Annotated in this window: 11 protein-coding genes; 7 read left to right on the plus strand and 4 right to left on the minus strand. The window is 73.3% G+C overall.

The window, feature by feature from the left end; genetic code table 11:
• Nucleotides 1-9: 9 nt before the first annotated feature.
• From ACFZP7_RS14780 to ACFZP7_RS14790, 3 genes are all read right to left on the minus strand, one after another.
• Nucleotides 10-900, minus strand: coding sequence for a cellulose-binding protein (locus tag ACFZP7_RS14780; protein ID WP_385634579.1), 891 nt, complete (start codon nt 898-900; stop codon nt 10-12).
• Between the two features lie 261 nt (nt 901-1,161).
• Complete coding sequence (locus ACFZP7_RS14785; protein ID WP_385634580.1) at nt 1,162-3,948, minus strand: SUKH-4 family immunity protein; 2,787 nt, start codon at nt 3,946-3,948, stop codon at nt 1,162-1,164.
• Nucleotides 3,949-3,955: 7 nt separating this feature from the next.
• Nucleotides 3,956-4,948 (minus strand): SMI1/KNR4 family protein, encoded by a 993-nt coding sequence (locus ACFZP7_RS14790; RefSeq protein WP_078495163.1) that lies wholly within the window; start codon nt 4,946-4,948, stop codon nt 3,956-3,958.
• Nucleotides 4,949-5,235: 287 nt separating this feature from the next.
• Between ACFZP7_RS14790 and ACFZP7_RS14795 the strand changes: the two genes are divergently transcribed.
• The gene (locus ACFZP7_RS14795; RefSeq protein ID WP_029394349.1) at nt 5,236-5,766 is read left to right on the plus strand and encodes a YwqJ-related putative deaminase; all 531 of its coding nucleotides are present in this window, start codon (nt 5,236-5,238) and stop codon (nt 5,764-5,766) included.
• A gap of 88 nt (nt 5,767-5,854) precedes the next feature.
• The gene (locus tag ACFZP7_RS14800) at nt 5,855-6,349 is read left to right on the plus strand and encodes an SUKH-3 domain-containing protein (protein ID WP_031022311.1); all 495 of its coding nucleotides are present in this window, start codon (nt 5,855-5,857) and stop codon (nt 6,347-6,349) included.
• Between the two features lie 10 nt (nt 6,350-6,359).
• On the opposite strand, the gene ACFZP7_RS14805 is transcribed toward ACFZP7_RS14800, so the two are convergent.
• The gene (locus ACFZP7_RS14805; RefSeq protein ID WP_199578194.1) at nt 6,360-7,685 is read right to left on the minus strand and encodes a sensor histidine kinase; all 1,326 of its coding nucleotides are present in this window, start codon (nt 7,683-7,685) and stop codon (nt 6,360-6,362) included.
• A 425-nt stretch (nt 7,686-8,110) separates the two neighbouring features.
• Between ACFZP7_RS14805 and glmU the strand changes: the two genes are divergently transcribed.
• The 5 genes from glmU (at nt 8,111) to ACFZP7_RS14830 (ending at nt 12,732) form a co-directional block, all read left to right on the plus strand.
• A complete protein-coding gene (gene glmU / locus ACFZP7_RS14810) occupies nt 8,111-9,559 on the plus strand; it encodes a bifunctional UDP-N-acetylglucosamine diphosphorylase/glucosamine-1-phosphate N-acetyltransferase GlmU (RefSeq protein WP_031022313.1) in 1,449 nt (482 codons plus the stop codon).
• Between the two features lie 131 nt (nt 9,560-9,690).
• Nucleotides 9,691-10,665 (plus strand): ribose-phosphate diphosphokinase, encoded by a 975-nt coding sequence (locus ACFZP7_RS14815; RefSeq protein ID WP_019329914.1) that lies wholly within the window; start codon nt 9,691-9,693, stop codon nt 10,663-10,665.
• A 206-nt stretch (nt 10,666-10,871) separates the two neighbouring features.
• On the plus strand, nt 10,872-11,471 hold the full coding sequence (locus ACFZP7_RS14820) for a 50S ribosomal protein L25/general stress protein Ctc (RefSeq protein ID WP_062139710.1): 600 nt from the start codon (nt 10,872-10,874) through the stop codon (nt 11,469-11,471).
• A gap of 96 nt (nt 11,472-11,567) precedes the next feature.
• Complete coding sequence (pth, locus tag ACFZP7_RS14825) at nt 11,568-12,164, plus strand: aminoacyl-tRNA hydrolase (protein ID WP_210902760.1); 597 nt, start codon at nt 11,568-11,570, stop codon at nt 12,162-12,164.
• Nucleotides 12,165-12,216: 52 nt separating this feature from the next.
• Nucleotides 12,217-12,732 (plus strand): hypothetical protein, encoded by a 516-nt coding sequence (locus ACFZP7_RS14830; protein WP_031022314.1) that lies wholly within the window; start codon nt 12,217-12,219, stop codon nt 12,730-12,732.
• The last annotated feature ends 49 nt before the right edge of the window (nt 12,733-12,781 follow it).

The following is a 12,781-nucleotide window of genomic DNA, read 5'->3' on the forward strand; positions in this document are numbered from 1 at the left end:
CGTGCGGCGTCACTCCGCCGCCCGGCCGGTCAGCGACCTGAGGTTGCTGCGCACGGAGTCCACGTGGGCCTGGAGTTCGTCCCACCGTTCCCCGTGCTCGTGCAGGACCAGTTCCGTCTCGCGCGCGATCCGCTCCCGACGGTCCCGGGCCCCGGCGATCAGCTCGGACGCCCGGGTCCGGGCCTCCTCCTGCCACCGGACGGCCGCCTCCTCCGCCTCGGCCCGTGCCCGCCGGGCCTCGTCCAGCTCGCGCTCGGCGCGCGCCGTCAGCTCCGCGTGGTGCGCGTCCAGGTCCCGCGCCGCCGCTTCCTCCGCCCGCTCCTGTGCCGCCCACCGCTCGGCGTGCTCCGCGCGTTGCTCGGCGAGCATCGCGGCGGTCCGCCTCCGTGTCTCCCGCAGCGCGGCCAGCGCCTCCCCACGGGCGGTTCGCACCTCGCGCCGCGCGCCGATCCGCACGTCGTCGGCCTCCGCCCGCGCCGCCAGCAGCCGCTGCCGGGCCCGCTCGTCGGCCTGCGCGCGTACGTCCTCGGCGTGCGCCCGCGCGGCCTCCCGCACCCCGTCCGCGTACGCCCGCGCCTCGGCCAGCAGACCGTCCGCCTCGGCCCGCGCCCCGTCGCGCACGGCCTCCGCCTCCTCCACCCCGAGCCGGAACAGGGTCCGCGCGCGCTCCCCGAGCGCCTCGTACCCCTGCGGCGCGAGCTGCGCCACCGTCTCCCGCAGCCGCTCCAGCTCCGTGCCCATCCGGCGGGCGAGCACGGTGAGCCGGGCCGCCCGCTCCCATGCCGCGTCCCGCTCCCGGCAGAGGGCCGCGGTCACCTCCTCCACCTGTTCCGGACGGTAACCGCGCTCACGCCCGCGTACGGTCACGAAGCCGTGGGGGGACGCCGACGCGCCGCTCATGCTCATCACCCCTGTGGGGAAACTGCCGCAGTAAATGGACTTAACCGACTTTATGGATGTGATCTAGCCCTCATAATGCGACACACCGCACAATTCACTGCCTCATGCGCGACGCGACCGTCCCGCGCGGACGGCGGCACACAGAGCGGCCCAACGGCAGCACACGGAGCGGGGCCCGACGACGGCACACGCAGCGGGGCCCGGTCGGCCCACCGGCCGACCGGGCCCCGCCCGTCGTGTGTCCGCGTCAGTCGCGCCGCCTCAGAGCAGCCCGTCCCACATCTGCTCCAGCAGCACCGACCACCAGCTCTCCGGCGACCCGAGCGCCGCCGGGTCGAGCGCGGCCAGCTGCGCCTGGAAGTCCACCGTCCAGCGGCCCGCCTGCTCCTGGTTCAGACCGAACCTGAGCCGCCACATCCGGCCCAGCAGCGCCAGGCAGCGCGCGAACTCGGGCAGCCCCGTGTTCACGAACTGCGGCGGCACCGGCGCACCGCCCGGCCCCGCCTCCACCGGCACGGCCACGATGTTCGCCGTGCCGTACTGCACACAGATCGCCCGGCCGAAGTCACTGCCCACGACGAGGTAGGACCCGGCGTCCGGGGCCGGCTGCACCCCGCGCTCCGCCGCCAGCTCCGCCAGCGTCGGCACCGGCCGCCCCGGCTGGGCCTGCGCCCAGAAGAACGGGCCCATGTCCATCGGCAGCCCCGCCGCCACCAGCGTGTGCGCCACCACCGGCGGCACACCCTGCCGGGACACCGCGGCCTGCTCGAACCGGAACACACCCGGACCGAAGGCCCCGGCCAGCTCCTGCCCGATCGCCTCCGGCGGGACCGGCGGCACCGGCTGCACCGGCGGCAGCGGCGCCCGCACCGGAGCCGGACGGGCGGGCCCGTCCGCCACCTGGTGCAACTCGCCCTGGTGCGCCAGCAACTGCTGCATGCCCTGCTGCCGGCTCGCGTGGTCCGTGCCGTACGGCGCGATGGAGGTGATCCGCGCCTGCGGCCACTGCTCCCGGATCATCCGCGCGCAGTAGGCGCCCGGGAGTTCGCACGACTCCAGCTCGGTGTGCAGCTCCAGCACCTGGTCCGGCGGCACGTTCATGGCCCGCAGCTCGTGGAAGATCTGCCACTCCGGGTGCGGCGTGCCCGGCGCGGAACGCCGGATCAGCTGCTGCTCGGAGCCGTCCTGGGCGCGGTAGCGCAGCACGGCCTGGTAGCCGGGACCGACGGTCGGCATACCGGCGGGCGGCTGCGGATAGCCGTACGCCGGCGGGGCACCGGGCACGGGACCGCCGGGCGGCGGCATCGCACCCGGCGGAGGCATCGCACCCGGCGGAGGCACGGCACCCGGCGGGGGCATGGCCCCCGGCGGCATGGGCTGTGCGGCGCCCGGCGCGCCGGGAACGCCCGGCATCCCCGGGGCGCCCGGAGGCGGCGGGGGCGTGCCGGGACCGCCGGCCGGCGGCGCGGCCAGCACCGTCTGCGCGTGGTGCACGGCACCGCCCGGCCCGCCCGAGGAACCACCGGGGACGCCCGGGGCGGCGGGAGGCGGCGGCGTACCCGGGCCGCCCGGCGCGCCCGGAGCCGCGGGAGGCGGCGGCGTGCTCGGACCGGCGGGCGTGCCCGGCGCACCCGGAGGACCGGGGGGCGTGGGCGGGCCCGGCGGCTGGGGCGCCCCGCCACCCGTGCGGCCCGGGTCGGCCAGCATCGTGGCGGCATGATGCACTCCGCCCGGCGGCGTCCCCCCGGGGGCGCTCGGCGGGGGCGGCGTACCGGGAGCGGCGGGCGCCCCCGGACCGGCCGGCGGCTGCGGCGCGCTCGGCGGGGGCGGCGTGCCCGGACCGCCACCGGGGCCCTCGGGACCGAGCGACGACACCAGCTGGGTCGGCACATAGCCACCGGCCGGTGTGGCCGGCCCGCCCGGACCGGCGGGCGCCGACGGCACACCCGGGGCACCCGGACGGGCTCCCGGCACACCCGGGGCGCCCGGCGGAGGCGGCGGCGTCGCCCCACCGCCACGGCGCGGCGGGGGCGTCGCCTTGCTGGTCGCGGCGTCCGCGATGTCCCCGGCGTCCGGCGCGGGCGGCCGGGCGGGCGTGGCGGACGCCCCCGGACCGGGCTGCCCCGGCTGCCCCGGCGGCACCGGCGGCGGCGTCCCCGTCCCGGCGGACGGGGGCGGGGTGTTCGGGTCCTCGATCGCCGGTGCCAGCGCCGTCGGCGGAAGCTGACTGCCGCCCGACATCAGCGCCGTCTTGGCGTCCGGCGTCACCGAGGGCGGCGGGGTGGCCCCGTCGGCACCGCTCAGCGGCGGCGCGAACACCGTCTCGGGCAGCGGTACGGAACGGTCCTCGCCGGCATCGGCGTTGGTGTCCGTCCCCGCCCAGGGCGTCGCCCCGGCAGGCGCACCGGACCCGCCCTCACCCGCGCCGGGACCCCCGGCACCACTCGCCCCGGCGGCCGGCCAACCCGCCCCGCCGCCCGACGCGCCGGCCGATGCGGCGGGAGCGGCAGGCGCCGAGGGAGCGGCAGGCGCCGAGGGAACCCCGGCCTGCGTCCGCGGCAACGCCCCGGACCCGGCCGCGGCCACGCCGGTGTCCGCACCCGTGTCCGCGCCGGCACCCGTACCGTCACCGGCACCCGGCCCGGCGGTGTCCCGCTCCCCGCGCCGATCCGGAATCCCCAGCTTGTCCGCCGCCTCCTGCAACCACTCCGGCGGACTCAACAAGAACGACGTCTGATTCAGATCCACCCGCGCCGCGGGCGCCGGCGCCGGCTCCGGCGCCTCCTCCGGACGGCCGTACTCCTCCTCGTACCGGCGGATCACCTCGCCCACCGGAAGCGCGGGCCACAGCGTCGCCTCACCGCTGTCCCGCGCGATCACCAGCCGCTGCGCGCCGCCGTCCGAACGCGGCCCCTCCGCACGGTCCTCGGCCCACACCACGAACCCGAGGTCGAACTCCCGCACCCGCACCTCACGGTGCTGGTACGCCGGCAGCTCGCCGTTGATCCACTCCTCGGCGCGCTCCTGCGCCTGCGCGAACGTCACCATGGCCAGCTCACTCCCCTACCGACGCCGACGCGGGCACCGCACGCGCGAAACCGCCGTCGACCATCAGGTTCGCCACCGTCTCCAGCTCCGGCGGCGAGCCCGCCAGCCGCGACAGGAACGCGTCGAAGTCCTCACCGCACGGCAGCAGCAACCGCTCCACCCGCTCCGCCGGCGCCAACGACGGGTCCACGTCCCGTACGTCGTCGTACGCGCAGAACCACACCGAGCCGATCCGCTCGCCCTTCACCTTCACCGCGAGCAGCCCGCCCTGGACGAACGCGACGCCCAGGTAGTCCTTGGTCAGATGGTCCCGCAGACACTTGTTCACGTAGACCAGGTCGTTGACCGCCGCCTCCTCACGCACCGTGAAGAACGGCTGGTCCACCAGCAGCCCCAGCTCCGCGTCGAGCGCCGTGCCCACCGGCGCGCACCCGCCCGCGGCCTTCAGGAACGACCGGTACGCACCCGGCAGCCGGTAGCCGAGGTCCTCCTCGACCCCCAGCACCTGCTGCTCGGTCACCGCCACACCCGACTTCGGCAGCCCGAAGTGCGCCGGACGCGTCTCCTGCAACGGCCGCGTACCGCGCTTGGCCTGGTCCACCGCCGCCGTCGCGATACCGCCGTGATGGCGCAGCAGCGCCTTCACCTCGACCGGGACCAGCTCCATCCGCCGCGACCCCGCCACGTGGTGCCACGTCCAGCCGTGCGGCGTCGCCACCGCCGGCACCGTGTCCCACAGCTCGTGGCCCGACGCCGACAACGCCGCGTTCGCCGAGACATAGTCCGTCAACCGCAGTTCGTCGACCCCGAAACCCTCCGGCGGATCGGCGATCTCCGCCACCGCGCGGGCGTACGGCGAGAAGACCGGGTAACCACCCTCGTCCACCCGTACCCCTCTCGGGTGACGGGCCGCCCGCACCGGATCCGGGAAATGCACGACCTGCCCGGCATAGGCCGCGTTCGGCGGCGCGGCCGCTTGCCCGAGCCGACCTGTCGTCATGGCGGTTGCCCCCTGCGGCGTCTGTCTGATCTGCCTGATCTGTCTGTCTGCACTGTCTCGTCACCGCACGCGAACGCGGTGCCGACAGCCTATGCGGTACGACGAGAGGGGTCACCGGGCACCGGACCCGCCACCGGCGAGTGCTCCTCCGCTTCCGTGACCAGCCGTCACCCTGCCGTGACGGAACGCCCATAACCGGGCGTGTCACCACGCCCCAGCTTCCCCAGCAGCCGCGGGATTTGGCACTCTGTGACCTTCGGGGGGATGCTCAGGAGGGGAAAATGATCATGAGTGCGACGCAGACCGGGCCCCACACCGGGCGATCCGACGACCCCCGAAGCGGCGACCCCCGCATCGGCTGGAGCAGCGCGGACACCCGCCACACACCCACCCTCCTGCACCGCCGCGACGGCATACTCCCCACCGTCGCCGCCGCCCTCTCCGTCCGGGGCACCACCCTCACCGGCACCGCCACCCGCGCCGACACGCCCCCGGCCCTGCACCACCTCGTACAGGACTTCCTCGACACCCTCACCAGCGGTCAACGCGACCGTTACACCGGCCGCTGCGCGGAGACCATCCTCATCTCACGCCACCTCGCCACCGCCGACGCCGCCCGCAGCAAACGCGCGGCGCGCCGGCCCATGACCAACGGCGAAGCCCGCAAAGCACTCAAACACGCCAAACTCACCACCCGCCGCATCCGCGAGGACGGTGACCCCCTGCACGGCAGCTTCGCCACCCCCTGCCGCGCCTGCACCGCCCTCAGCGCCCACTTCGGCGTCCGCATCGTCGACCCCACCGCCCACGACGCCTGACCCGGCACGACCGGGACGACCGAACGACCGGGACGACCGAACGACCGGCCCCGCGCCGCACCACCCACCCGAAACGAACCAAGGGCAGATGCAAGCCGACCGCACCTCCACCACCCGCTTCCCCGTCCCCGTCGACGCCGCCCTCCGCGACGCCGGCTGGCAACCCGGACGCTGGGACATCAAACAGGCCGAGATCTGGGCCGACACCCTGCGCGGACACACCTCACCCGCGGGGCACCGCCACACCGTCTTCCCCGCGGCCGTCGAAGCCTGGGCCGAATTCGGCGGCCTCCACATCAGCCCCACGGGTCCCGGCCGGCAGATCGCCCCCGCCACGCTCCACCTGGACCCCCTCCACGGCCTCCACATGGCCCGCACCCTCGGCGACCTCGGGCGCGCCCTCGACACCCAGACCTGCCCCCTCGGCACCGAGACCGACAGCCAGGCCCTCCTCGCCATCGACGCCGAAGGCCGCGTCTACGCCCTCGACCACACCGGCGACTGGTACCTCGGCCCCGACATCGACCAGGCCCTCGCCGCCCTCGTCGCCGGCACCCAGCCCGCCCGCCTCACCACGGGCTGACCGCCCGTCCCTACGAGGACGCCGGGATCACCGCCGACACCCGGAAACCCCCCGCGTCCGTCGGCCCGGACACGAACACGCCCCCCAGAGCGGCCACCCGCTCCTTCATCCCGACCAGCCCGTTGCCGCCCGACGGCAACCGGGCCCCCGGCTCCCCGGCCGACACCGCCGGCGGCGGCTCGTTCTCCACCTGCATGGCGATCTCCGACGCCCGATGCGCCAGCCGCACGTACGTCTTCGCACCCGCCGCGTGCTTGTGCACGTTCGTCAGCGCCTCCTGCACCACCCGGAACGCCGTCGACTCCACCACGGGCGCGTACGAACGCCGCTCCCCCTCCACCGACAGGTCCACGACCATCCCGGCCGCCTCCGACTGCCCGATCAGCTCGTCCAGCTCCGACAGGCACGGCCCCTCACCCGGCCGCTCCCCGTCGTCCGCCGCCCGCGAGGCCGCCGCCGCCGCGGCCACGCCCACCGCCGCCAACGGCACCGCCGCCCGCTCGGCCCGCGCGCCCTCCCCGCCGCTGCGCAGCACCCCGAGCATCTCCCGCAACTCGGTCAGCGCCTGCCGCCCCATGTCCCCCACCAGCGCGGCGTTCTTCACCGCCTTCTCCGGGTCCTTGCGCGCCACCGCCTGCAACGCCGCCGCGTGCACCACCATCAGACTCACCCGGTGCGCCACCACGTCGTGCATCTCCCGGGCGATCCGCGTCCGCTCCTCGTTGCGCGCCCACTGAGCACGCTCCTCCGCCCGCTCCGCGAGCAGCTGCAGCTCCCGCTCCAGACTGTCCGCCCGCTCCCGCAGGCTCTCCATCAGCCGCCGCCGCTGCCCCACGTACAGGCCCAGCAGCAACGGCGGCGCGGTCGCCCCCAGCGACATCGTGATCGACGCGAACGGCAGGAACCAGTCCCCGAACTGCAACTCCTCCTTCGTCGCGTCCTGCCCCAGCCGCACGAACGTCACGATCAACGTCCCCAGCAACGACATCCCGGCCAGCGCACCGATGATCCGCCGCGGCAGCTCCGACGCCGCCAGCGTGTACAGACCGACGATGCCCATCAGCATCCCCATCTGCGCCGGCGTGATGGCGATCGCCACCAGCACCACCGCGATCGGATACCGCCGCCGCACCACCAGCACCGAACCGGCCAGCACCCCGAAGACGACCCCCGCCGCCATCGGGATCCCCGCGTCCCGCGCGAACGGAATCCCCTCCACCGCGCACTCCAGCGCGGACACGGCACCGAGGCTCGCGTCGAGCACCGCACCGCGCCGCCTGTCCCACCACCAAGGCCCGCCCCGGGCCGGTGCGTGGTCTTCCCCCGTCGTGGTCATGCCTCCAGCCTACGGGCGCCGGGCGCCCCATTTCCGGTGACTTTCGACAAACGATAGGACGCGATATCCCTCGACCCGGCGCACCCCCGCCGATCGGCGCCCCCGGACCCCTCGACGGCCTTCGCGGGCGAAGTCCCCGAGAGCGCCGACCTGTACCGTCGCGTCGAAGGCTCTTGGTACGGCATAGTGTTGGGTGCCCACTCGGCGACCTGACGGAATGTCCGGTTCAGCCGAACTCCATCCCCCATGGTGTAACCAGGCAGCACTGAGGGTTTTGGTCCCTTAAGTTCAGGTTCGAATCCTGATGGGGGAGCTTCTGGCCGGGCCCCGACGCCACCGTCGGGGCCCGCACTCATGCCCCCTGCAAACCACCCCGGTATCCTGCGGATGTCCACCCCCACCCCCTCAAAGCCGAAGGGCATTCCGTGAGCGCCATTCGCCCGGCAGCCGTCGTCGTTCTCGCAGCGGGTGAGGGCACCCGTATGAAGTCGGCCACCCCCAAGGTCCTCCACGAGCTGTGCGGCCGTTCCCTCGTCGGGCACGTGCTCGCCGCCGCCGGTGAGCTGGACCCCGAGAACCTGGTCGCCGTCGTCGGGCACGCCCGCGAGAAGGTCACGGCGCACCTCGCCGAGGTCGCCCCCGACGTCCGTACCGCCGTCCAGGAGCAGCAGAACGGCACCGGGCACGCGGTCAGGATGGGGCTGGAGGCGCTGGGCGGTGCCGTGGACGGCACGGTCGTGGTCGTCTGCGGTGACACCCCGCTGCTCACCGGCGAGACGCTGCGGGCCCTGGCGGCCACGCACTCCGCGGACGGCAACGCCGTGACCGTGCTGACGGCGGAGGTGCCGGACGCGACGGGGTACGGCCGGATCGTGCGGGACGGGGCCTCCGGTGCCGTGACGGCGATCGTGGAGCACAAGGACGCGTCGGAGTCGCAGCGGGCGATCCGGGAGATCAACTCGGGTGTGTTCGCGTTCGACGGCCGGCTGCTCGCCGAGGCGCTGGGCAAGGTGCGGACGGACAACAGCCAGGGTGAGGAGTACCTCACGGACGTGCTCGGCATCCTGCGCGAGGCCGGTCACCGGGTCGGCGCGTCCGTCGCGGGCGACCACCGGGAGATCGCCGGGATCAACAACCGGGTGCAGCTGGCCGAGGCCCGCCGGATCCTGAACGACCGGCTGCTGACGCGGGCGATGCTGGCCGGCGTGACGGTGGTCGACCCGGCGACGACCTGGGTGGACGTGACGGTGACGTTCGAGCAGGACGTCGTGGTGCACCCGGGCACGCAGCTGCACGGCGCCACGCACCTGGCCGAGGGGTGCGAGGTGGGGCCGAACTCCCGGCTCACCGACACGCGCGTGGGCGCGGGCGCCCGTGTGGACAACACCGTCTCCCTCGGTGCCGTGGTCGGCCCCGAGGCGACCGTGGGCCCGTACGCGTATCTGCGTCCCGGCACGCGTCTCGGCCCGAAGTCGAAGGTCGGCACGTACGTCGAGACGAAGAACGCCTCGATCGGCGAGGGCACGAAGGTCCCGCACCTCTCCTACGTGGGTGACGCGACGATCGGCGAGCACACCAACATCGGTGCGGCGAGCGTGTTCGTGAACTACGACGGGCAGGACAAGCACCACACGACCATCGGGTCCCACTGCCGTACCGGTTCGGACAACATGTTTGTGGCTCCTGTCACGGTCGGGGACGGTGCCTACACCGCCGCCGGCTCGGTGATCACGAAGGATGTGCCGCCCGGTTCGCTGGCCGTGGCCCGTGGCCAGCAGCGGAATATCGAGGGTTGGGTGGCCCGTAAGCGTCCGGGCAGCGCGGCGGCGAAGGCGGCCGAGGCGGTGGCTCCGGAGGCCGGTGGCGAAGGCTGACCGGAAACCGGTGCGTCGAACTGGGCGTACCGTGATAAGTGCACATCCGCACCCCACCAGCTGAGACGCCCCCGCGGCCAGCGGGAGAGCGCCCATGACGCTCAGCTGCGAACCTCTGAGGAGAAAGTGCTGTGACCGGGATCAAGACGACCGGCGAGAAGAAGCTGATGTTCTTCTCCGGCCGCGCCCACCCCGAGCTTGCCGAGGAGGTCGCCCAGCAGCTGGGTGTCGGGGTCGTCCCGACGAAGGCCTTCGACTTCGCCAATGGCGAGATCTACGTGCGCTATCAGGAGTCGGCGCGAGGTGCGGACTGTTTCCTGATCCAGAGCCACACCGCTCCGATCAACAAGTGGGTCATGGAGCAGCTGATCATGATCGACGCGTTGAAGCGCGCGTCGGCCCGCTCCATCACCGTCATCGTGCCGTTCTACGGTTACGCGCGGCAGGACAAGAAGCACCGGGGACGTGAACCGATCTCGGCGCGTCTGATCGCGGACCTGATGAAGACCGCGGGTGCCGACCGGATCCTGGCGGTGGATCTGCACACGGACCAGATCCAGGGCTTCTTCGACGGGCCGGTGGACCACCTGTTCGCGCTGCCGCTGCTGGCGGACTACGTGGGTGCGAAGGTCGACCGTTCGAAGCTGACGGTGGTCTCGCCGGACGCGGGCCGGGTGCGGGTGGCGGACCGTTGGTGCGACCGTCTGGGCGCGCCGCTGGCGATCGTCCACAAGCGTCGCGACAAGGACGTGGCGAACCAGGTCACGGTGCACGAGGTCGTCGGTGACGTGAAGGGCCGGATCTGCGTCCTGGTGGACGACATGATCGACACGGGTGGCACGATCTGCGCCGCGGCGGACGCGCTGTTCGCGCACGGTGCGGAGGACGTCATCGTGACGGCGACGCACGGTGTGCTGTCGGGTCCGGCGGCGGACCGGCTGAAGAACTCCAAGGTGAGCGAGTTCGTGTTCACCAACACGCTGCCGACGCCGAACGAGCTGGAGCTGGACAAGATCACGGTGCTGTCGATCGCGCCGACGATCGCGCGTGCGGTGCGCGAGGTGTTCGAGGACGGTTCGGTGACGAGCCTGTTCGACGAGCAGTGAGGGTTGTGCAGTAACCGTTCTGCACAGCCGGTGCGCTGAGATCGTTTTGGGTGCGGCCTCCCTCTCCGAGTAGACTGCTGAAGTTGCTCGGCGAGGGAGGCCGTGCCCGTTTTCCGCGGGTGGCTGTCCGTTATCGACGCGCTCTTCGTAGCAGGCCGTTCGTGGCCGGGTGACCACGTCCGTTCCTATCTCTACGAGGAGTGATCATGTCCGAGGTGAAGATCGCCGCCGAGACGCGCACCGAGTTCGGCAAGGGTGCCGCCCGCCGTATCCGTCGTGACGACAAGGTTCCCGGTGTCCTGTACGGCCACGGTTCCGACCCGCTGCACCTGACCCTGCCGGGTCACGACCTGCTGCTGGCCCTGCGTACGCCGAACGTCCTGATCGCGCTGGACATCGACGGTGGCAAGACCAACGAGCTGGCCATCCCGAAGTCGGTGCAGCGTGACCCGATCAAGGGCTTCCTCGAGCACGTCGACCTGCAGCTGGTGAAGCGCGGCGAGACCGTGACCGTCGAGATCCCGGTGCAGGCCGAGGGCGAGCTGGCCCCGGGCGGCTACCTGCTCGAGCACGTGCTGGACGCGCTGCCGGTCGAGGCCGAGGCCACCCACATCCCCGAGCAGGTCACCGTGTCGGTGGAGGGCCTGGAGGCCGGCGCCTCGGTCCTGGCCAAGGACATCACGCTGCCGTCCGGCGTGAAGCTGGCCGTCGAGGACGACGCCGTGGTGCTGCAGGTCCTGGCCGCGCAGGCCGAGGAGCCCGCGGCCGAGACCGCGGGTGAGGGCGAAGAGGCCGCCGAGGCCTGATCCTCTCCCTTACGGTCAAGGTGTGGTCGGCCGCTGTTCCCGCGCGGGGGCAGCGGCCGACGCGTATGTGTGGACGGACGCGAAGGAGACAGGGACGTGACGACGGACGCGGGTGCGCCCTGGCTGGTGGCCGGTCTCGGCAACCCGGGCCCCGAGTACGCCGCGAACCGGCACAACGTCGGTTTCATGGTGGTGGATCTGCTGGCGGAGCGGATCGGGGCGCGGTTCAAGCGGCACGGCAAGGCGCAGGCGCAGGTGGTGGAGGGGCGGATCGGTCCGCCCGGGCCGGCCAATCGGCGGGTGATCCTGGCGAAGCCGATGTCGTTCATGAACGTGTCGGGCGGTCCGGTGACGGTGCTGCGGGACTTCTACAAGGTGCCGGTCGGCAACATCGTGGCGGTCCACGACGAGCTGGACATCGACTACGGGGTGCTGCGGCTGAAGCTGGGCGGCGGCGACAACGGGCACAACGGGCTGAAGTCGATCACGAAGTCGCTGGGTTCCGACTATCACCGGGTGCGGTTCGGGATCGGCCGGCCGCCGGGGCGGATGCCGGTGGCGGACTTCGTGCTGAAGGACTTCTCGTCGGCGGAACGCAAGGAGCTGGACTACTTCGTGGACCGGGCGGCGGACGCGGTGGAGGCCCTGGTGATCGAGGGGCTGGAGCGGGCGCAGAGCACGTACAACTCCTGACTTGTCCGGGGATGGCGCCCGGGTGAGTTGACCGACCGCACAGGCATGGCCAATGATCCCGGCCATGCCTGCCTCCGCCGCCGCTCGTCCCCGTCAGGCCTCGTCCGCGTCCTCCGCTCTGGTGACCTTCGGCAGAGTCGCGGCGATGGGGACGGTCACGGCGCTGATCCTGATCGCCGGGGTGTGGGCTTCGTGGGGCACGGCGCAGCACGTGATGCTGACCAAGGGGCGGGAGCGGGGGACGGTCGAGGTGACGCGGTGCGGCGGCGGCGTGTGCGCCGGCCCGTACGCGCCGGTGTCGGCGGGGTCGCGGGCACGGGACAGCGTCCGGATCGAGGATTCCGTGGCGGTGTCCGAGGGCCGCACGTACTCGGTGGTGGTGAAGCCGGGCAGCGACGACGTGGTGCGGTCGGGTCCGGCCGGGGTGCTGTATGCCTGGGTGCCGTTGGGCGGGGCGTTGCTGCTGGCGTCGGTGGTGGTGGCCGGGGGGTTGCGGCGGACCCGGGTGGCGTGGGTGATGGCCGGGTCCGGGGTGGCGCTGCTGACGGCGGTGTTCCTGGCCGTGTGACGTGCTCGTGGCGGTGCCCCCGTGCTCCTGGTGAGCACGGGGGCACCGT

This window comes from Streptomyces sp. SudanB5_2050 (assembly GCF_964272335.1).
Taxonomy (GTDB): Bacteria; Actinomycetota; Actinomycetes; order Streptomycetales; family Streptomycetaceae; genus Streptomyces; species Streptomyces rochei.